We start from the raw sequence: 20,884 nt of genomic DNA on the forward strand, positions 1-20,884 counted from the left end.
TAAAACAATATAAAAAAAAATAGGAAAGAATTAATATGAACATAACAATTATAGGAACAGGATACGTAGGACTAGTAACAGGAACATGTTTTTCGGAAATGGGAAATGAAGTATACTGTGTTGATGTTATAGAAGAAAAAATAGAATCACTCAAAAAGGGAATAGTACCTATATATGAACCAGGTCTCAAAGATTTAATAGACACTAACTACAAAAAAGGAAATCTACACTTCACAACCCAATTAACAGAAGGACTGGAAAATTCAGAAATATGTTTTATTGCAGTTGGAACACCTATGGGAGAAGATGGTAGTGCAGATTTACAGTATGTTCAACAAGTAGCAAAAGAAATAGGACAAAACATGACACATGACATGATAGTTGTGGATAAATCCACAGTACCTGTTGGAACAGCTGATGAAGTAAAACAAATAATCACAATAGAACTAGAAAAAAGAAATAAAAAATATAATGTAACTGTTGTATCAAATCCAGAATTTTTAAAAGAAGGTAATGCAGTAAATGACTTCATGCACCCAGATAGAGTAGTAATTGGAACTGATAATAGTGATGCTGCAGAGTATATGAAAAACTTATATGAACCATTTACAAAAAATCATGAACGTATGATTCTAATGGATGTTCGAAGTGCTGAAATGACAAAATATGCTGCTAATTCCATGTTAGCTAACAGAATTTCTTTCATGAATGAAATTGCTAATATTTGTGATAAGATTGGAGCAAATATTGACTATGTTAGAAAAGGAATTGGTAGTGATTCAAGAATTGGCCACAGTTTCCTATACCCCGGATGTGGATATGGTGGAAGTTGTTTCCCTAAGGATGTTACTGCTTTAATAAAAACTGCAACAGACAATAATTATGAACCTAAATTACTAAAAAGTATTGAAGAAGTTAATAATTCACAAAAACAATATCTTGTTCATAAAATAAAAAATACATTTGGTGATGATTTATCCGATTATACTTTTGCAGTATGGGGCCTTTCATTTAAACCAGAGACAGATGATATGCGTGAAGCTCCATCAATTATAATAATCAAGGAATTACTTGAAGCAGGTGCTACTATAAATGTATATGATCCACAATCAATAGATATTGCTAAAACATTTTATTTCAAAGACATGAATATTAATTATTATGAAGACAAATATTCAGTTCTAGAAAATGCTGATGCTATTGTTTTAATAACTGAATGGAAAGAATTTAGAAGTCCTGATTTTAATAAAATTAAATCTTATCTCAAAAATAATATTATTTTTGATGGTAGAAATCAATATGAAAATAATTATATGAAAAAATTAGGATTTGAATATTATGCTGTGGGAAAATAATTCCCTACAAAAAACATAACATTCTTTCTTATTTTTAGTTAATATTCCTCAGATACATTTGCATATAAATGACGTATTATGTATGGAGTATTATTACCAGTATATAACACGTATTGTATATCTTTTTGTCCAAGACCCATAGTCATATTAACTGGACGTGTTATTGATTCTCCATCATTTAATGAGAATGTTTCTTCAGATAATACATTATCTACTGAATCATTATGTACTTCTACTTTTACTGTATAATTCATTGCTTTATGTTCATTATTTGTAACTGTGAATGTACTATTTACTACTTCACCATTTGTAAAATTACAATATCCATTTTCATCAACAGTTTTATTAATACCCTCAATTACAAATGTTGTATTTCCTTGATCTACTGTTTGTGTTGTTGAATAAACCCCTGATCCTATTACACATACAATCACTATACCTGTAATTAATATTAGTAATATATTTGTTTTTCTACTGCTGAATCTATCCCGAACATCTATTTTTCGTAGTCTATAGATGTACCATGGTACTATTATAAATAATGTGAACAATACAACAACCATAGATACATGTCTCATATTAAGCATGTGATTAAGTTGTACATATATAAGTCCTATTAGTGATGTGATTATAAGACTAGTAAATACTGCAATACCTACTCTTTCATAGAATTCTATTTCATCCTTACGAGGAAGTACTATGTTTATCAGATAATATCCTGGAATAAATACAATAAATGGTACACATAAACCAAACCATAATGGAATTATACTAAATGGTGGTACTTCCATTCCAATTAATGAAGCAATACATAATACACATATTGCAAATATTGTTCTTGGTATAGGTGTGTTTTTTTCTTCAGAACCTGAGTTATCTATATTATCTCTTTTAGAAATACCTTGTTTATCAGATGATTTTTGACTAATTTTATCAGAATTACCTATACGTCTTTTCCTAAGTATTGCAATTAACAGTAATATAAAACTAATTACAGATAGTGTTAAAACTATATTTCCCACAGATACATCTAACATATTTAACATGACCACTGTACTTATTAATGAGAAAATAATACCAAATATTATTATCAATATAAATTTTCTAATTAATTTCTTAAATGATAATCCTGGATAAATAATAGCAGTAGCTGCAATACCTACAATCATAAAGTCTATTGCAAATAATGCTATAATTATATATGCATCATTAACTAAATTAAATGCAACTATGACAAGAGATATCAATGTTAATATTAATAGAATAATCATATTTCTTGATGATTTATTAACCATAGGTTTCCCCCCTTCATTTCTCTTAAAAGAATTATATTATATAATATTTATTTAATTATTAATTCTTAAAGTTTATTATACATTTTTTATAAAAATAATACATAATAACAATTAATTAAAATAATACTATGAGACCGTGATATTCTTATGGAAGAAAAAAAAATAGTTTTACTATCAATACCAATAATAATCATATTATTAATAGTCGCCATATACAGTGCTATACCTTACTTAACCAATGACACTAATACTGATGATGGTTTAATAGAATTAATAACGGACAATAACAATAATACAACAGAAAATATATCAACCGATATAGCTGATTCCACCAGCAATCAAGATAATTCACAAAGCACATCATCACAACAATCAATTAGTACACAGTCAAGTACCTCTTCAAGTACATCATCAAGTAGTAGCCAAGGAACTTCAGGAAGAAATACTAGAAGTTCTGGAAGTAGTTCAAGTAGTTCAGGAAATTCTGGAAGCTCAGGAAGTAGTAGTTCTAGTTCTGGAAGTAGTTCTGATAGTAGTTCAAGCAGTTCAGATAATTCTCATACATATAACCCTGCTTATGTAGAATAAAACACGTCACCCCCTCTTTTTTTAAAGTAATTACACGAAATAGTTAAAATATAAGGATTAGATAAATCATGTTAAATGCAGAAACATTCATAACAAATAATAAAGGAACTAATGGAACAATAAGAGAATTAAATGAAGATTTCTATGTTGAAGAAGTTCCCCTAGCACTACCTACAGGAGAAGGACCAAACACTTGGATACAAATAGAAAAAAATGGTAGAACAACACTTGATGTTGTACTAGACATGGCAAGAGCATTACATATTAGTCGTAAAAGAACAGGTTTTGCAGGAATGAAAGATAGATCTGCAATAACAAGACAATGGCTATGTATCAGCAATATAACACCAGAAGAATTACCTAACTTTGAAGAAGTACTTCATAATGTAAAAGTACTAGATATTAAACAAAACCAGAAAAAACTTCGTATGGGACAATTAAAGGGAAATAAATTTAAAATAAATATAAAAAATACTGATGATCCCTGTGAAGATAAAAAAATAGCAGAAGAAGTTCTGGAATCACTAAAAATAACCGGAGTTCCCAACTATTATGGATATCAAAGATTTGGAGAAGTTCGTTCTACAACCCATCTTGTTGGTAAATGCTTAGTTGAAAGTGATATTAAAAAAGCAGTAGACACATATATTGGTAATCCTAATGAAAATGAACACAATCAGCCACATGAAGCAAGACAATTATATGATGAAGGTAAATTACAGGAATCATATAATCTTATGCCAAAAAGTATGAGATATGAAAAATCCATGCTTAAAGAATTAATACATGCAAAGGAAAAACGAGGAGAAATTACTGAAAAAGATTACATCAAAGCTATAGAATCACTACCTAAACCATTGAAAAGAATGTTTGTAAATGCATATGAATCATACTTATTTAATAAGATAATAAATGAACGTTCAAAAATAGGTATTAACAAATATTATCCTGGAGATATAATTATTGACCAAGAAGAAAGATGGATTCATGAAATTGATGAAACTACTATTGAAGAGGATATAAATAATTTCACTGTGAATCCTACAGCACCCCTTCTTGGATCTAAAGTTCCATTAGCAGAAGGTATTCAAGGAGAAATTGAAGAAAAAGTAATTAAGGAAGAAAATATTACAAAAAAATCTTTTGAATGTCCAAAAACACCAAAACTTGGTAGCCATGGTGTACGTAGATCTATACGTTTTAAAATTGAAGATACCCATGTAGAGGAAATTAATAATGGAATTAGAGTAGAATTCTTTATTCCACGAGGATGTTATGCTACAGCAGTTCTACGTGAAATTATAAAAAAGAATATCTAAAAAAAACTATTTTTTAAAAAAAAGATAAAAGATGAATAAACTTTTTTATTCATCTACAAATATTTCGGGCGTATATCTTCTAAGTAGTAAAGATAATGTAATTACTGTAACTGAACTTAATGCCATTGCTAAAGCACTGAATTCTGGTCTGAAAAATATATTCCATGGAATTAGTACTCCTGCAGCTATTGGAATTAATACTATATTATATGCAAATGCCCAGAAGAGGTTAAGTCTTACTCTTGACATTGTTTTCTTACTTATTTGAATTCCAGCAACTGCATTTAATAAATCCCCATTAATTAAGATTATATCCCCTGATTCTATCGCAACATCAGTACCAGTACCTATCGCGATACCTACATCAGATTTTGTGAGTGATGGAGCATCATTAATTCCATCCCCAATAAATGCAACTATTTCACCATCTGCTTGTAGTTTTTTAACATAGTCTAGTTTTCCTTGTGGTAAAACTTCTGAAACTACATCAGTTATTCCTACTTTTTCTGCAATCTTATTGGAACTATTTTTATTATCTCCACTAACCATTGTTGTTTTGATATTCATTTTATGTAATTCATCAATAGCCTTTACACTATTTTCTTTTATAATATCTTCAACAGATATTATTCCTATTACTTCATTTGTATTAGCTAGAATAATACTTGTTTTCATATCTAGTTCTTCTTTTTCAAGATCATTTAGAATATTTTCAGGTATGTTTATATTATTTTCTATCAATAATTTTTTATTACCAATGAAATAATATTCATCATTTATTTTACCTTTTACTCCTTTACCCGATATGTTTTCAAAATCTTCTACTGCATATAATTCAAATCCTGTTTTTTCTTCATTGTTAAATAATGCTGAAGATATTGGATGTTGTGAATATTGTTCTATTGATTGTGAAATTTTTAGTATTTCTTCATCACTTTTATCTGAATAATTTATAATATTTGATAATTCTGGATGACCTACTGTGATTGTTCCTGTTTTATCAAGTAATACATGTGTTATTTTTTCAGATACTTCCAGTGTTTCACCATCTTTTATTAATATTCCATTTTTAGCTGCTAATCCTACACCTACTGTTAGTGCTGTAGGTATTGCAAGACCTAGTGCACATGGACATGCTACTACAACTATTGATATGAATATGCTTAAGCTGTATAAAAATGGACTTCCAAATACACCATACCATATGATAAATGTTATTATTGCAATTATTAGAATTACTGGTATAAATAATGTTACTGCTTTATCTGCAAGTTTTTGTATAGGTGGACTTGAGTTTTGTGCATCTTGTACCATTGATATAATTTGTGAAAGTACTGTTTTATCTCCTGTGTTTGTTACACGGATTTTAAAAGAACCATCTTTGTTTATGGATCCACCTATTACATTATCCCCTACTTCTTTTTGTACGGGTTTTGATTCCCCAGTTACTAGTGATTCATCAACATAGCTTGTACCTTCTATTATTTGACCATCAATTGGTATTTTTTCTCCAGGTTTTACTATTACTATGTTTCCTTTTAGCACATTATTTATGTCAACTTTTTCTTGGAATATTTCTCCATCTTGATTCATTTTTTCAACAGTAGCTTCTGTTGCTTTTAAGTTTATTAAATTATTTATTGAATCTGATGTTTTGGATTTTGCTCTGTCTTCAAGGTATTTTCCTAGCATTAGGAAGGCACCTAACATGATACTTGTATCATATAACATGAATTGTGATGAGCCTAGTAAGTTAAATGTACTTAGTAGACTAGCTACAAAGGAAACACTCATACCTAATGTGTACATGACATCCATGTTTAAGTTTTTATTTTTTAGAGCATTGAATCCAGAGTTAAATATTGGATATGCTACATATATAAATGGTATAATTGAAATTGCTAATGATATGTAGGATTTATTTTCGCCTAAACCGAAGTCACCAAACATTATAGCCATTAAAATTATTGAAAAAAAGAATCCAACAATAATTCTATATATTTTTTGTCTTTGATTTTTTGCTCGTTTTTCTTCAATTATATTATTATTAATAGAATTATTATCGTGAATACCCATGTAGTCGTATCCTATACTGTCAATTTTATCTCCTATATCTTCTATTGTTATACTTTTTGGATTATATATTACATCAGCTGTTTCTGACACTAAATTAACATGTATAGAATAGACTCCAGGTGTTTTTGATACTGCTGAAGTTACTGCTCGTGAACACATTACACAAGTCATTCCACCAACATTTATGGTTTTTTTTTGATAGTTGCTGGAAATCCTATTGTATCTAATGCACTTAGTACTTCTTCAACATCGAATTGGTCATCATAAGTAACTGTTACTTCTTTGGAATCAAGATTGCAGTTTACATCAGTTATGTTTTCATTGTTTGTTAGTGTTTTTGTAATTGTGTTTACACATGCATTACAGTGCATATCTTCAACTATGAATGTATCTTCTTTGCTCATTATTTTCACTCCTTCTTATTTTATTTGTATTTTTATATTTGTTTTCAATAATATATTAATTTAGTCTTACCTAAATATAGTTTTTTATAAAAATCAAAACATCAATATATGTTAATATAATTATTGTTATATTTAAAGATTAGGCTTAAAAAAAGTATTAATAAAAAATTAAAAAAATAAAAAAGATAGAAAAAGAAGATTAGTTAATTGTTATTAAAGCTTCATCTGCATCTACAGTAATATTATCATTATTATTTATTGTAGTAACTACATCACTATCGGGATTATCAACCATAGGTATTTTTGAAATTAAAGCACCAATTGCAATTATAGGTTCAGCATTTTGACAAATTATTGCTTTTGGAGCAGTATTATTTTTAGCCATTTGATAAATAACATATGAACCAACTGTAGAACCTTTACCAGAAGGTATTATTAATATTTTATCAGTAATACACTGATTGTATAATTCATGTTTTTTATCTATAACAATTCCTGTTTTAGGATCTACTCCACCTAAAAAACTAATAGAATCTTTAGTTACAATAGCACTACCAGTAGTTTTTCCTTTTGATATTTTTCTACATTTAATATTTGTAGACATACAGTATGTTGCCTCCTCAATTATTTTATAATAAACCTTCAGATCTTATTAAATCCATGAATGTTTTTACTTCACCATTTTCAGCTTTTTTGGAAGCTTTGGTTTCTTTTGGAGCTTCTTTTTTAGGTGCTTTTTTAGGAGCTTCAGAAATACTTTCTTCACTTGCAACATCAGAAGCAATTAAACCTTGTTCTCTGAGACTTTGAGTGAAGGATTTACCATCATTTGAAGCACTAGCTTTAACTGGTTCAGATTTAACTTCTTTTTTAGGAGCAGCTTTAGGTGTTTCTTTTGGAGTTTCAGAAACAGGTTCATCTTTAGCAACATCAGAAGCAATTAAACCTTGTTCTCTGAGACTTTGAGTGAAGGATTTACCATCATTTGAAGCACTAACTTTAACCGGTTCAGATTTAACTTCTTTTTTAGGAGCAGCTTTAGGTGTTTCTTTTGGAGTTTCAGAAACAGGTTCATCTTTAGCAACATCGGAAGCAATTAAACCTTGTTCTCTGAGACTTTGAGTGAAAGATTTTCCATTGCTTGAAGGTTCAGCTTTTGTAGTTTTTTCTGCAGATTTTTTAATGTCTTCAACAACTTTTTCAACTTTTTTAGTTGCTTTTTCTGCTACATCTTTTACTTTTTCTCTTGTTTTTTCTGCTGCAACTTTTAGTTCTTCAGCCATTTTTTCTTTTTCGAGTTTGACTTTTTCTTCATCTTCTTTTGCTTTTTCTTCAGCACGTTTAGCTTTTTCTGCTGCAAGTTTAGCTTCAGCTTTAGCTTTTTCTTCAGCTATTTTAGCTTCAGCTGCTGTTTTAGCTTCAGCTGCTTTTGCTTTTTCTTCAGCTATTTTAGCTTCTGCAGCTTCTTTAGCTTCTTTTGCTTTAGTTTCAGCTGCTGCTTTAGCTTCAGCTGCTTTTTGTCTTGCTTCCTCATTTTTTCTAATAATGATTTGTGACAATCCTGGTGCTACTCTTCTTTTAAGTTTAATTGAACTTTTTTGGATAAGATATGATGCTTTTGTTTGGTATTCTGTTTCTTCTTCAGTTACTTTTGTAACTACGATATCCTTATCTTGTGATTTTGGTTTTGCTTGTACATTATGTAAAACTTGAGCTGATCTTGGATTTTTTCCAGAAATATGGTGTGGTTTGTTTACTTCTGGAGTATTATCATTAAAATTTCCTTCTATATTACTCATAATAATCCATTCCTTATTATTTTTTTTAGATTCCCATTATCCCAAAAATAATTGATTTATCATATTTATTTTATAAAACATCCATAATTTTTTAAAAATAAATCAATTTTCAGTATATATTAATTATATATTATTTTGTTAGTAATTAATTTTATTATTCTCCCTGATAAAAATAAATTAGGCGAACTTATTAGTTCTTTAAATAATTATCATTATTAATAATTATATTTTTTATAGATAATAAAGATTATTCAAGAAAAGTAAGAATAGTTGAAAAAAAGAAATAGGTTGTTAGTAACCTACACTTGTAGTAAATCTTAAAGCTATACAAATTAATGCTATAATTATTGTTGCTATTACTACTTGATTAGGTGATAGTTTGATTCCAGATGTATCGTCATTGAAGTATCTTACAATACCAGCCCCACTTGCCGGTAGTGTTTTATCATTTTTACGTGCCATAATTTACCTCCTTGTATTCTAATAGTTTTAAAAACCCTTTTTTTAAATAGATATTAAGTTAATATTTTATTAATTTAAATTATGTTTTAAGTTATATTAAATTATTTTGATTTTGAGTATGTATTGTTATTTTTTCTCATGATTTTTAACCATTTTTATTGCACAGAAATCCCCACACATACTGCACATTTCTTCATCAGATGTTTTTGTACTTTCATAATATTTTCTAGCCGTTTCTCCATCAATTGCTAATTCAAACTGTTTTTCCCAGTCAAAATTATCTCTTGCTACTGCCATTTCATGTTCTTTTTTAAGTGCACTTGGTATTTGTTTTGCTATATCTGAAACTTCTGCTGCTATTTTAGAAGCTATTACTCCTTGTTTAACATGTTCTTTGTTTGGTATACATAAGTGTTCTGCGGGAGTAACATAACATAGGAAATCAGCACCACTTGCTCCAGCTATACTTCCACCTATTGCTGCAGTAATATGATCATATCCTGGTGCTATATCAGTTACTAGTGGTCCTAGAACATAAAATGGTGCATCATCACATATTGTTTTTTGTATTTGCATGTTTACTTTAACTTGTGTTATTGGAACATGACCGGGTCCTTCAACCATTACTTGTACATCTGCTGCCCGAGATCTTTTAACTAATCTTCCAAGAGTTGTTAATTCTCTTATTTGTGCTATATCTGTTGCATCATCAGTACATCCTGGTCTTAAACCATCCCCTAAGGATAGTGTTACATCATATTCTCTACAAATTTCTAATAAGTAATCAAATTCCTTGTATAATGGGTTTTCTCTTTCATTATGCATAATCCATGCTGCTGTTAATGCACCACCCCTACTTACTATACCCATAATCCGTTCTGAATCCCCTACTGCTTCAATTGCATCTTGATTTATCCCACAATGGACTGTTATGAAATCTATTCCTTCTTTTGCTTGATTTATTATTGTTTTAAATATAGTGTCATCATCCATATCCACTATAGCTTTACCTGTTTTAGTTGTTTCTACTCCTGCTTCATATATAGGTACTGTCCCTAGAGGTATATTAGTTCGTTCTCTTATTTTTTTTCTGATTTCATGTAGTTTTGGCCCTGTACTTAAGTCCATAACTGCATCTGCACCATATTTTACTAGTATATCTAATTTTTCTAGTTCTGTATTAATATCTTCCATTTCTGTTGAGGAACCTATATTTGCATTTATTTTAGTATGTAAATCTTTTCCTATACCTGTTGGAAGAGTATCAATAGTGTTATTTTTTGGTATAACTACTTTTCCTAAAGCTATGTATTTTCTTAATTTTTCAACATCTATTTCTTCTTTTTTTGCAACATATTCCATTTCTGGTGTTATTATTCCTTTTTTTGCTTGTCTTAATTGTGTCACTAATAATACTTCCTTTAATTTTTATTATTTTATATAATTGTTATATTAATGGTCTTGACATGCGATTTTTGTCTTGTGGATATTTATTTATACTTAAAGGTTTATTAATATCTTGCAATCTATTATCTAGGAATTCATGTCCTTTTTCACTTGCAGCATATATTGAAACTGAATTTCCATAATAATATGCTTGTAATTTCTCAGCATAATATATAATATGTTTTGAAGCACATGCTGTTACTATATCTCCATATTTGAATGCATCTTGGGCTTCTTTTGAAGAGATGCCTGTTGTATGTGCTATGAATAAATATATATTTACATCTGAAGGTATTGTATGTTCTCTTATTTTTTGTAGGGATGAGCCTGCAAGTATTGTGATTGCTATGTTTTTATAACCTCTTTCTATTGCTAAGTCTATTCCTTTTATAGGATTTAAATCTGCAGTTTCAGGAAATAGCACATTTTCTTTTCCTACTTTTTCTATTACTTCAGGAATTGGTGATGTACTTATAAGTCCAGATACTCTTCCACCTACTCCTTGTATTATATCAGGATTTGTCATTAATAGAGTACCTACTCCATCACATGCCCCTACTACACAATCAATATGTCCTAATTTAACATTACTTCTTAAGATTTCAGAGATTCCTACACTTAGCATATCATCTAGTTTAACTTTTCTGTGTTTAGTACACATTCCAAAGTCATTAATTCTATATTGTATATTTTTTTTGATAAATTCTGGTGTGAGTTTATCTATTTTATGATACTTTCCAAATATTGGACAATACTCTATATTAGGCATTTCTACATGAGTTACTCTACCATTTTCTATTGTTACTTTTGATTTTCCTAAAGCTTCAATCACATGTTTATCTTTTACCATGAAATCACATAATCCAATAACTTATATATTATATATTTAGTAGAATATTATTTAAATATATCATAAAGTATATATATTAATTCATAGATATAGTATTAATAAGCAGCCACGCCGGGGTGGCTCAGCTGGTTAGAGCGCACGGCTCATAGGGTATTAAGCAGAGCTCTGACTTTTTCCTGGGATACCGTGAGGTCGCGGGTTCGAATCCCGCCCCCGGCACTTATACTAAAATAATAGTATAAGTTAAAATTTAAAATGTATCGAATGTACATTTCATTCATATATTTTTTTAGTCTTATTTTGTAGAATTTTATTTATTAATTAATGTTATAATTTATTTTTATAAAAAAAGATATAACAATTGTTATATAGTATTATTTTAAAATATAATAATAGAAAAATAGTATAAGAATAAATATTGAAAGGAATTAAAATGATAGAATTATACAATCAAATGATTTCAAGACAAATAGAAGTATTTACTCCAGAAGAACAAGAAAAACTAAGAACTACACCAGTAACTGTTTTAGGATGCGGCGGTCTTGGAGGTACAATCATAGAACAACTAGTACGTACCGGTTTTGAAAACATAACAATCATAGATCAAGATGTATTTGATAAAACAAACCTAAACAGACAAATAAGAAGTAACTTAGACACAATTAATAAATCAAAAGTAGAAATAACAAAAGAAGCAATGTTAAAAATAAATCCAAATCTAAATATTATAGGCTATGATTTAACAATAACTCCATCCAACATAGCAGAAGTTCTTGAAGGAACAGAAGTGCTAATTGATGCAGTTGATAATGTATACACAAGAGTAATGATTTCAAGAGAAGCTAAAAAACAAGGTATTGCATTCATTCATAGTGCAGTAGAAAAAACATTAGGTCAATTAACAGTAATTGATTCAACAACACCATCCTACGAAGAATTATTTAAATTAAAATCATATGGAAAAACATTAGACGAATCTAAAGAATATTTATTAAATATAAGTACTAAAAAACCACAAGTACTTGGAATTACACCTTCAATCTTTGGAGCCTTAGAAGTTAATGAAACAATTAAATATATATTAAAACGAGATGACATTGTTTTAGCTCCAAAAATACTTTTATGGGATATTTTTGACATAAGCTCATTTAGAATAATTGAATTCTAAATATATTATTTTTTAAACTAAAATTAAATAAGATTATATTACTAATAATAATATATCTTAAAAAATAAGAGGTGTTTATTATTTCATATTTTAGTTTGAAAGAATTCTTTTCTAGAGAATATTTAAGAAAATATTGTCATTTTATGAAAAAATATGTTCTAATAGCAATAGTTCTCTTCATTATTTCAATAATATTAGGAGTACTTTTTGTAGACTCATTTAAACCATTTTTAATAGAAATTATCAATAACCTTATTGAAGAGACACCTACTATTGAGTTTTTATCACTATTTCAACATAATTTACAAGCAAATCTTCTTATAATGATAGGAGGAATATTTTTCTCAGTATTTTCCATATGTACATTAATGATTAATGGTGCAGTACTTGGATCTCTTAGTACCTTTACTTCACTTGATGTATATTTATTATATATTATCCCACATGGAATTTTTGAGTTTACAGCGTTGTTTATTTCTTTTGCAACTGCTCTTATTATAACAAAATTAATAATTAGAATGATTAAAGGAATATTTTATAAAGAGTTAACTGTTAAAAAACAATTAATTCAGTCTTTAAATTTAATTAAAAGTATTATTATGTCTGTAATTCTTGTAATCATATTGTTAATTATAGCTGCATTTATAGAAACTTATTTAACAACTTTTATAGCCGAAACCATATTATCTATAATTTAGATATTTTTTATATTTTTAGATAAAAATAATATTATTTTTTAATTTTTTTATATTTTTTTTAAATTATTTTCATTATTTAAATTAATTTTCTAAAACTACTTTTCAAAACATTTATATATATAAATAATCATAAGAACAATTATAAAGTATACTTCCGATTAAAATTAAAATAAAGGAAATGGATTTCCTATAGAAATAATTTACACATAGAATAAACATAATAATAATAGTATTCTATACAAGAAAAAAAACATTATGAACACATATTAGGTGAAAATTTTATGTCAACACAAGATGACAAAATAGATGAAGTTATTAAAAAAGTAGATGAATATGATTCTAAATTTATGAGATTCCAATTTGTAGATATACATGGTACTCCCAAAAGTCTAACAGTATCATTAAACAAACCAGATGACTTAGAATCAATCATAGAAAATGGATTATTATTTGATGGATCCTCAGTCGCAGGATTTGTAGGAATAAATGATAGTGACTTAGAATTAAAACCAGATTTAAGTACATTTTCAACACTCCCATGGAGACCTGATGATAAAAAAACATGTAGATTCATATGTGATGTATATCACACAGATGGAACACCATTTGAAGGAGATCCAAGAGGAGTTCTCAAAAAATCATTGAAAATAGCAGAAGACAGAGGATACCAATTCAATATGGGTCCAGAACCAGAATTCTTCTTAATAGACAAAGATGAAAATGGAAATTATATTCCAGCAGATACTGCAGAATACTTCGATGTGGAACCATTAGACCAAGGAATTGACATAAAAAAAGAAATAATACTAGGACTTGAAGAATTAAATTTCAATATTGAAGTAAGCCACCACGAAGTTGCACCAGGACAACAAGAAATTGATTTTAGATTTGATGATGCATTAAAAACAGCAGATGCGGTAATCACATTCAAACAAACAATCAAAGCATTAGTGGATAATTTAGGATATAAAGTAACTTTCATGCCAAAACCATTCTACGGAATAAATGGTAGTGGAATGCACTGTAACCAAAGTCTATTCAAAGATGGTAAAAACATATTTTATGACCCAGATACAGAAACACAACTATCCCAAGAAGCAATGTACTTCATAGGAGGATTATTAAAACATTCAAAAGCATTATCTGCAATATTATCACCAACAATCAATTCATACAAACGTTTAGTACCTGGCTATGAAGCACCATGCTACATAGCATATGGATTCAGAAACAGATCCACACTACTTAGAATTCCTGCTTCACGTGGATTAGGTACAAGAATTGAATGTAGATCCGCAGATCCATCATGTAACCCTTATTTAGCATTTGCAGTACTACTAGAAGCAGGACTTGATGGAATGGACAATAAAATAGAACCAGGAGAACCTACAGAATTCAATGCATTTGCATTAACTCCTGATGAAATAGCAGCAAAAGGTATTGACACATTACCAACAAGTCTATGGGAAGCATACCACTCACTAGAAAAAGATGAAGTAGTTAAAAATGCATTAGGTGATTATGTATATAACCAATTCTATAACATCAAAAGAGCAGAATGGGATGATTATAGAACACGAGTATTTGACTATGAACTTGATAAATACTTAAATATTTAGATAAAAAAATATTTTTTATTTTTTATTTATTTTTAAAAAAAATCACTGTTCCACTAAATAAACTATTCATTTTAAAAAATTTTAACGAAGAATATATTTTTTTAGAATAGATTATGTAGTAACTAATGCCAGGAGGGTAGATATTATTTCTGTAAAACAAGAAACTGATATGAAAATGATGGAAATCTTAAGAATTTTATATGAAAAAAATGAAATTCTAGGTGCTAAAGTAATCTCAGAAGAACTTGAAAAACGAGGATATTCATTGGGTGAAAGAGCTGTACGCTATCATATGCATATCTTAGATGAACGTGGACTTACTGAAAAAATAGGTTATAAAGGAAGACAAATAACAAAGAAAGGTATAAGTGAATTAAAAAAAGGATTAATTTATGACCAAGTAGATTTTACCTTTTCACGAGTACAAGAAAAAATGTTCAATGTAACATTGAATCCACTTACACTACAAGGATCAGTTATTGTGAACATTTCATCTATAAATGAATTAGATGCAATTAAAACTATAAATAATGTTTTTGAAGCAGGATTAGCAGTAAGTAGTCATTATAATATCTATGAAAGAAATGATAAAACATACTTTGAAACAGTTTGTGGTACTACTATTGACGGATTAATGCAGCAAAAAGGAATTATTAGTAAACCATTATATGGTGGATTACTTAAAGTTGAAGATTACACCCCTATAACTTTTGTTGAACAAATTGCTTATGAAAAAACATCCATAACCCCTCTTGAAGCATTTACCAATCATAACAATACATCAGTACTAGATGTAGCTAATGATGGAACAGGAATTATACCTGCAAATTTCAGAGTTGTACCTGAAGCAAAAAAAGATGAAGTAATAACACTCCTTGATTCACTGAAAAAAATTGGTATATGTGGAGTAATTCATATGGGCAAACCTGGTGAATCAGTACTAGGTATTCCAGTACCTGAAGGTATGATAGGTATTGCAATTATTGGAGGAGTTGCTCCATTATGTGCAGCTCAAGAAGAAGGTTATGATTTAGATATTAAATTAGCAGATAGATATGATGAATATAACAACATGATTACTCCTAATTACTTAATGAACTTACCTTTGAAAAAGGTAACTACTCAAAATAAGGAAAATAAAGTTTCGTTCATATTGAATAAAATATTTAATTTAATATCAAAAGTAGATTACGATATAAATAATGAAAAAGGAAATATTATTGCTAATATATCCTATGTTCATAAAGACGATCTTGATGATTCAATAGAAGTTATGAAAGAATTATATAAATCCAAACCAGAATACTGTATGGGAAAAAGATATTCAGTTGTAGAATCATCTGAAGATAAAGTAGGTCTTGCCACTATATGTAGTTTAACTATGGATGGTGTTTTAACAAAACAAGGAATTAATTCCACCCCCGTTTATAGTGGAATTTTAGATATATATGGAAGTAACAGACGTTTTATTGAATTAATATCATACACAGGTTCGTCTGTAGATCCTCATGAAATTTTCATTAAAAAAGGTATGCATGATATACATGGTTCATTAAATGATGACGGTAAAATCATGGCAAGTGTACATTCAGTACATTACGTTGCACGAGATAAAACAATTGATACATTAAATTCATTAAAAGAAGTAGGACTTGAAGTATTAAACATAGGTAAACCAAATGAATATACTTATAATGCTAAAATTGAAAAATATAATTTTGGATATGTTTTATCAGGTGGACTTAACCCAATAGTTGCAATAAAAGAAAAAAATATTCCAGTAGAAGTTAAATCTATCGAAAAAATCATGAAATTTGATGCATTTGAAGAACTATAATATTCTTTATTCTTTTTTAAAAATAAAACATCAAATAAATAAGTATTTAAAAGCATTATCCAAAATCATGAAATAATTTATGTTTTCCTAAAAATAAATCGATTTAAATATTGTTAAAAATAAAATAGAAAACATATAATATTTATAAATATACATAACGAGTTATATTAAACTCATTCTAAAAAAAATAATATAATGATTAAATAAATAATAAGTGGTGTTAATAGTGGTAGTAACAATTTATGTGGAAAAATGTAATGGAATAGATGCATGTCCAGGTAATGGATTATGTATAGATGTATGTAATTTAGATGCTATTGAAAATATAAATGGACGTCCTGTAATTATAGAAGAAGCATGTACTGAATGTGGATTATGTGTAATGAATTGTCCTAATGAAGCATTATCTAAATAAAAAAAATAGAGAACTTAAAAAAACATACTTTTTATTTTTTTTAAACTCCAAAAAAATCTTTTTAGAAATTAAAACTAGTACATTATTACTTAAAAAGAAAAAAAGATGAAAAAAATTATTTTTATGTTAATATTACATCAAGTTTATCTTCTTTGATTGCATTTTTAATTTCACGAGAGATTCTACGACCCATACTCATTACTTCACCAAATTGTATGTAAGAATATGCTGATCCATTCATAAATGTATTTGTACCACCATCAATACGTGCACTCATTTCAAATATAACAATTTCTCTATCATCATTTACTAAGCATTGTAAACAGAATGGTCCATTCATACCCGGTTGTACCAATTCTTTAGCTGTTTCTACAAGTCTATCTCCATTTTCAAATACTTTAGGTAGTAATGATTCTCTTATTACTACAGGATGATTTCCACTTACAACATATGATGGACTTAAATTTGCTTCTATTTGATCTTGTGCTGGAATTCTTACTATTCCATCAATGTTAGTTTCATATCTACTATCCATTCCAAGTACTTCAACTTCATCTTTTAAAGCAGAGTAAAAATAATGTATACAGAAGTTGGTTCCACAAACATATTCCTCAATATGTGCATCTTTTACATCTTCTTCAGTAATCCAGTTTCTTTCCTTCATTTCTGCTATTTTTTCTTGGAATTCATCATAACTAGAACATATAAAGTATCCTTGTCCACCTCTTGCTCCAGGGAATTTAACCATTACTGCTTTATTAATATCTTCTGGTTTATCAAATTTCATTGGCATTCTGATTCCAGATTTAGTTATCATTTCTCTTTCTTTATCTCGTTCTGCTTCCCATCTAAGAATATCACGATTTCCAAACATTGGTACATTGAATTTATCTTCAACATTACTTAAACCAGCATAGGCTACAAAAGAACCATGAGGCACTACAATAGCATTCATTGCTTTAAGTTTTTCTTGAATATCATCATTTACAATATCTTTATATTCATCTACAAATATAACTTCATCAGCTACACCAAATCTTTTATAAGGTACATCTTTTCCTTTTTCACATACAACAGCTGTTCTAAAGCCTTCTTGTTTTGCTCCTCTAAGAATATGTAAAGCAGTGTGACTACCTAATGTTGCAATAGTTATATTTTCTTTATCATATTTTTCAACAATTGAAAGAATATCTTCTTTTTTAACGTTTCCCATAATATTCACCTTGATTTATCATGATTATTTATTAATAATTAAATATATGTCAGTCTTCATTATAATATTCATGGGTATACTTATCTAATTTAAACATATACTGTATGATTTGAATAAAATTTTATTAATTAAAAAAAATATAGTTTAAAACATATATTAAGTATTTAAATGTGATTGAAAATTGAACTTTATTATAAAATATAATTTTTGAATTACACTAAAATACGAAAAATTAATTTATTATTTTTATTTTCAATGATTACTTTTAGATAAAACTATATAAGGAGTATAATATTGAATGTTACAAGTTAATCAAGATTATTGTTTGGGTTGTGGAGCTTGTGTTATTGTTTGTCCCGTTAATCAGGAAATATATCCCGAAGTTATAGGTGGAAATGGACCAGACACAACAGAAGTGATAATGTTAGTAGAAAATGGTATTATCAAATTATTCCATCCTGAAAAATGTACAAGATGTATGAAATGTAATGATATATGTCCTACAAAAGCAATATATTATGGAGATAATTAGATGAAAGAAATGGACATTATAATAAATACAGGCACTAGTATTATTCAAGCATTTTATGAAAAAAAAGGGTCTACACTTAAAAAAGAATATATGCAAGCTACAGCAGTAGCATTTATGGATCCAATTGATATGAAAAAATTATCATTAAATCCATGTGATAAAATAGAAGTTACATCAAAATGGGGACAAGTAACATTATTTGTGGATAAATCACATGATGCACCACACGAAGGAATGATATTCATACCAAAAGGACCATGGGCTAATATAATAATAAGTCCTGAAACATATTGTTGCAATGTACCTACATTTAAAGGAGTACCTGCAAAAATAAGAAAAACAGAAAATAATGTATTACTAGTTGCAGATTTAATGAGAAAAACCTATAAAAAATATGCTAAAAATGATGATTTTAGAGAAAGTTTAGGTGAAAAACCAATATTTAAAAAAATGGAGTAATACCATGACTGAAAAACCAATTACTGATTATGATGAAGAAATAAAAAACTGTTCTTGTTCTTATTGTGGAAATAACTGTGATGATATTACATATCTTTTAAAAGATAAGAAAATTGTAGGTGTAAGACATGCTTGTAGATTAGGAGCAAGTAAAATAATCAATGATGAAGATCAAAGATTACTCAACCCTATGATTAGAAATACAGAAGGTATACTTGAAGAAACAACATGGACAATAGCATTAGATAAAACTGCAGAATTATTATCCAAAAGTACAAGACCCATACTGTATGGTTGGGGTGAAACATCAATCGAAGCAATAAAACAAGGCATAAATCTTGCAGAAATTACAGGATCAGTTATGGATAATCAGTCAACAATATGTCATGGAGCAAGTATTCAAGCATTCCAAAATGTAGGTCATCCTGTAATGACATTAGGTGAAGTTAAAAATAGAGCTGATGTTATAATTTACATGGGTACTAATCCTATGGATGATCATCCAAGACATTTATCAAGATATACTGCATTTCCAGAAGGATTCTTTAGACGAAATGGTAGAGAAGATAGAACAATCATAACAATTGACCCTAAATACACTAATACTGCAAAAGTTTCAGATGAATGGATTAAATTTAATATTAATGAAGATTATACCTTTTTAAATGCATTACGTTCAATATTAAAAGGTAATGAACTAAAAGATGAGGAAGTAGCTGGTGTTTCTAGAGAAAAAATATATGAACTAATTGAAATCATGAAAAATGCTGAATATGGTGCTTTATTCTTCGGTTTAGGACTTACTCAGACATTAGCTAAGCAGAGAAATATTGACATTCTTATCCAATTAGTTGAAGATTTGAATCAGTATTCTAAATGGTCTATGTTACCTATGAGAGGATTTTTTAATGTGAATGGATTTAACATAGCAATGACTTCTGAAACAGGTTACCCTTATGGTGTTGATTTTGCAAGAGGTTATCCTAGATATATGGTAGGAGAAACTACTACAATAGATTTATTAAATAGAAGAGAACCTGATTTTTTCATGGCAATATCTGCAGATCCTGGAGTACAATTCCCAGGTTATTCTATACAACATTTAACTAATATCCCTACAGTTCAAATTGATACCCATTGGGGACCATATACTGAATTATCAGATATTGTACTTCCAAGTACAAGAGTTGGAGTAGAAACAGAAGGTACTGCATATCGTATGGATTCTATTCCAATTTATATGAAAAAAGTAATAGATAAACAGGAAAACTGCCATTCTGATGAATGGATTCTCTCTGAAATATACAGGAGAATACTACAAATAAAAGAAACAAATGGAGATAATTAAT

20 protein-coding genes and 1 tRNA gene are annotated in these 20,884 nt (G+C 28.4%); 12 read left to right on the forward strand and 9 right to left on the reverse strand.

Annotated elements, in window-relative coordinates; translation table 11 throughout:
* Positions 1–35 precede the first annotated feature (35 nt).
* Positions 36–1,355: a UDP-glucose/GDP-mannose dehydrogenase family protein gene (locus tag NL43_RS03885; RefSeq protein ID WP_069592732.1), complete on the forward strand. Its 1,320-nt coding sequence runs from the start codon at positions 36–38 to the stop codon at positions 1,353–1,355.
* 38 nt (positions 1,356–1,393) lie between these two features.
* On the opposite strand, the gene NL43_RS03890 is transcribed toward NL43_RS03885, so the two are convergent.
* Positions 1,394–2,650, reverse strand: coding sequence for a DUF1616 domain-containing protein (locus NL43_RS03890; protein ID WP_069592733.1), 1,257 nt, complete (start codon positions 2,648–2,650; stop codon positions 1,394–1,396).
* A gap of 147 nt (positions 2,651–2,797) precedes the next feature.
* Between NL43_RS03890 and NL43_RS03895 the strand changes: the two genes are divergently transcribed.
* Positions 2,798–3,238 (forward strand): hypothetical protein, encoded by a 441-nt coding sequence (locus NL43_RS03895; protein WP_069592734.1) that lies wholly within the window; start codon positions 2,798–2,800, stop codon positions 3,236–3,238.
* Between the two features lie 68 nt (positions 3,239–3,306).
* The gene (gene truD / locus NL43_RS03900; RefSeq protein WP_069592735.1) at positions 3,307–4,557 is read left to right on the forward strand and encodes a tRNA pseudouridine(13) synthase TruD; all 1,251 of its coding nucleotides are present in this window, start codon (positions 3,307–3,309) and stop codon (positions 4,555–4,557) included.
* A gap of 45 nt (positions 4,558–4,602) precedes the next feature.
* On the opposite strand, the gene NL43_RS03905 is transcribed toward truD, so the two are convergent.
* From NL43_RS03905 to NL43_RS03930, 7 genes are all read right to left on the reverse strand, one after another.
* Entirely contained in the window at positions 4,603–6,804 is a 2,202-nt protein-coding gene (locus NL43_RS03905; RefSeq protein ID WP_084790393.1) for a cation-translocating P-type ATPase, read from the reverse strand.
* Positions 6,805–6,815: 11 nt separating this feature from the next.
* The gene (locus NL43_RS08145) at positions 6,816–7,037 is read right to left on the reverse strand and encodes a heavy-metal-associated domain-containing protein (RefSeq protein WP_084790394.1); all 222 of its coding nucleotides are present in this window, start codon (positions 7,035–7,037) and stop codon (positions 6,816–6,818) included.
* 199 nt (positions 7,038–7,236) lie between these two features.
* Complete coding sequence (locus NL43_RS03910) at positions 7,237–7,641, reverse strand: DUF126 domain-containing protein (RefSeq protein ID WP_069592736.1); 405 nt, start codon at positions 7,639–7,641, stop codon at positions 7,237–7,239.
* Between the two features lie 25 nt (positions 7,642–7,666).
* The gene (locus tag NL43_RS03915; RefSeq protein ID WP_069592737.1) at positions 7,667–8,836 is read right to left on the reverse strand and encodes a hypothetical protein; all 1,170 of its coding nucleotides are present in this window, start codon (positions 8,834–8,836) and stop codon (positions 7,667–7,669) included.
* 291 nt (positions 8,837–9,127) lie between these two features.
* Positions 9,128–9,298, reverse strand: coding sequence for a preprotein translocase subunit Sec61beta (locus NL43_RS03920; protein ID WP_069592738.1), 171 nt, complete (start codon positions 9,296–9,298; stop codon positions 9,128–9,130).
* A 126-nt stretch (positions 9,299–9,424) separates the two neighbouring features.
* On the reverse strand, positions 9,425–10,705 hold the full coding sequence (gene thiC, locus NL43_RS03925) for a phosphomethylpyrimidine synthase (protein WP_069592739.1): 1,281 nt from the start codon (positions 10,703–10,705) through the stop codon (positions 9,425–9,427).
* A gap of 40 nt (positions 10,706–10,745) precedes the next feature.
* The gene (locus NL43_RS03930) at positions 10,746–11,594 is read right to left on the reverse strand and encodes a methanogenesis marker 8 protein (RefSeq protein ID WP_069592740.1); all 849 of its coding nucleotides are present in this window, start codon (positions 11,592–11,594) and stop codon (positions 10,746–10,748) included.
* A 110-nt stretch (positions 11,595–11,704) separates the two neighbouring features.
* Between NL43_RS03930 and NL43_RS03935 the strand changes: the two genes are divergently transcribed.
* The 6 genes from NL43_RS03935 (at position 11,705) to NL43_RS03960 (ending at position 17,331) form a co-directional block, all read left to right on the forward strand.
* A tRNA-Met gene (locus NL43_RS03935) sits at positions 11,705–11,813 on the forward strand.
* Positions 11,814–12,027: 214 nt separating this feature from the next.
* Complete coding sequence (locus NL43_RS03940; protein ID WP_069592741.1) at positions 12,028–12,762, forward strand: HesA/MoeB/ThiF family protein; 735 nt, start codon at positions 12,028–12,030, stop codon at positions 12,760–12,762.
* Between the two features lie 143 nt (positions 12,763–12,905).
* Complete coding sequence (locus NL43_RS03945) at positions 12,906–13,460, forward strand: stage II sporulation protein M (protein WP_069592742.1); 555 nt, start codon at positions 12,906–12,908, stop codon at positions 13,458–13,460.
* Between the two features lie 281 nt (positions 13,461–13,741).
* Complete coding sequence (gene glnA / locus NL43_RS03950) at positions 13,742–15,079, forward strand: type I glutamate--ammonia ligase (protein WP_069592743.1); 1,338 nt, start codon at positions 13,742–13,744, stop codon at positions 15,077–15,079.
* Positions 15,080–15,248: 169 nt separating this feature from the next.
* Positions 15,249–16,916 carry a DUF128 domain-containing protein gene (locus tag NL43_RS03955; protein ID WP_069592744.1) on the forward strand — a complete coding sequence of 556 codons (1,668 nt, stop codon included), beginning with the start codon at positions 15,249–15,251 and terminating at the stop codon, positions 16,914–16,916.
* Positions 16,917–17,142: 226 nt separating this feature from the next.
* Entirely contained in the window at positions 17,143–17,331 is a 189-nt protein-coding gene (locus NL43_RS03960) for a 4Fe-4S binding protein (protein WP_069592745.1), read from the forward strand.
* A 121-nt stretch (positions 17,332–17,452) separates the two neighbouring features.
* On the opposite strand, the gene NL43_RS03965 is transcribed toward NL43_RS03960, so the two are convergent.
* Positions 17,453–18,544 (reverse strand): formate--phosphoribosylaminoimidazolecarboxamide ligase, encoded by a 1,092-nt coding sequence (locus NL43_RS03965; protein ID WP_069592746.1) that lies wholly within the window; start codon positions 18,542–18,544, stop codon positions 17,453–17,455.
* A gap of 298 nt (positions 18,545–18,842) precedes the next feature.
* On the opposite strand from NL43_RS03965, the gene NL43_RS03970 reads away from it, so the two are divergent.
* The 3 genes from NL43_RS03970 to NL43_RS03980 are packed head-to-tail and all read left to right on the forward strand — an operon-like array spanning position 18,843 to position 20,883.
* A complete protein-coding gene (locus NL43_RS03970; protein ID WP_069592747.1) occupies positions 18,843–19,076 on the forward strand; it encodes a ferredoxin family protein in 234 nt (77 codons plus the stop codon).
* Entirely contained in the window at positions 19,077–19,535 is a 459-nt protein-coding gene (locus NL43_RS03975; RefSeq protein ID WP_069592748.1) for a molybdopterin dinucleotide binding domain-containing protein, read from the forward strand. It begins immediately after the preceding gene.
* 4 nt (positions 19,536–19,539) lie between these two features.
* Positions 19,540–20,883 (forward strand): formylmethanofuran dehydrogenase subunit B, encoded by a 1,344-nt coding sequence (locus NL43_RS03980; protein WP_069592749.1) that lies wholly within the window; start codon positions 19,540–19,542, stop codon positions 20,881–20,883.
* The last annotated feature ends 1 nt before the right edge of the window (position 20,884 follow it).

The organism is Methanosphaera sp. WGK6, from assembly GCF_001729965.1.
Taxonomy (GTDB): Archaea; Methanobacteriota; Methanobacteria; order Methanobacteriales; family Methanobacteriaceae; genus Methanosphaera.

Coding starts and splice junctions, on each gene's coding strand:
- NL43_RS03895 (WP_069592734.1), top strand. CDS start 2,798: ATGGAAGAAAAAAAAATAGTTTTACTATCAATACCAATAATAATCATA.
- NL43_RS03915 (WP_069592737.1), bottom strand. CDS start 8,836: ATGAGTAATATAGAAGGAAATTTTAATGATAATACTCCAGAAGTAAAC.
- NL43_RS03940 (WP_069592741.1), top strand. CDS start 12,028: ATGATAGAATTATACAATCAAATGATTTCAAGACAAATAGAAGTATTT.
- NL43_RS03920 (WP_069592738.1), bottom strand. CDS start 9,298: ATGGCACGTAAAAATGATAAAACACTACCGGCAAGTGGGGCTGGTATT.
- NL43_RS03965 (WP_069592746.1), bottom strand. CDS start 18,544: ATGGGAAACGTTAAAAAAGAAGATATTCTTTCAATTGTTGAAAAATAT.
- NL43_RS03885 (WP_069592732.1), top strand. CDS start 36: ATGAACATAACAATTATAGGAACAGGATACGTAGGACTAGTAACAGGA.
- glnA (WP_069592743.1), top strand. CDS start 13,742: ATGTCAACACAAGATGACAAAATAGATGAAGTTATTAAAAAAGTAGAT.
- NL43_RS03945 (WP_069592742.1), top strand. CDS start 12,906: ATGAAAAAATATGTTCTAATAGCAATAGTTCTCTTCATTATTTCAATA.
- NL43_RS03905 (WP_084790393.1), bottom strand. CDS start 6,804: ATGACTTGTGTAATGTGTTCACGAGCAGTAACTTCAGCAGTATCAAAA.
- NL43_RS03980 (WP_069592749.1), top strand. CDS start 19,540: ATGACTGAAAAACCAATTACTGATTATGATGAAGAAATAAAAAACTGT.
- truD (WP_069592735.1), top strand. CDS start 3,307: ATGTTAAATGCAGAAACATTCATAACAAATAATAAAGGAACTAATGGA.
- NL43_RS03970 (WP_069592747.1), top strand. CDS start 18,843: ATGTTACAAGTTAATCAAGATTATTGTTTGGGTTGTGGAGCTTGTGTT.
- NL43_RS03910 (WP_069592736.1), bottom strand. CDS start 7,641: ATGTCTACAAATATTAAATGTAGAAAAATATCAAAAGGAAAAACTACT.
- NL43_RS03890 (WP_069592733.1), bottom strand. CDS start 2,650: ATGGTTAATAAATCATCAAGAAATATGATTATTCTATTAATATTAACA.
- NL43_RS03930 (WP_069592740.1), bottom strand. CDS start 11,594: ATGGTAAAAGATAAACATGTGATTGAAGCTTTAGGAAAATCAAAAGTA.
- NL43_RS03975 (WP_069592748.1), top strand. CDS start 19,077: ATGAAAGAAATGGACATTATAATAAATACAGGCACTAGTATTATTCAA.
- NL43_RS08145 (WP_084790394.1), bottom strand. CDS start 7,037: ATGAGCAAAGAAGATACATTCATAGTTGAAGATATGCACTGTAATGCA.
- NL43_RS03955 (WP_069592744.1), top strand. CDS start 15,249: ATGAAAATGATGGAAATCTTAAGAATTTTATATGAAAAAAATGAAATT.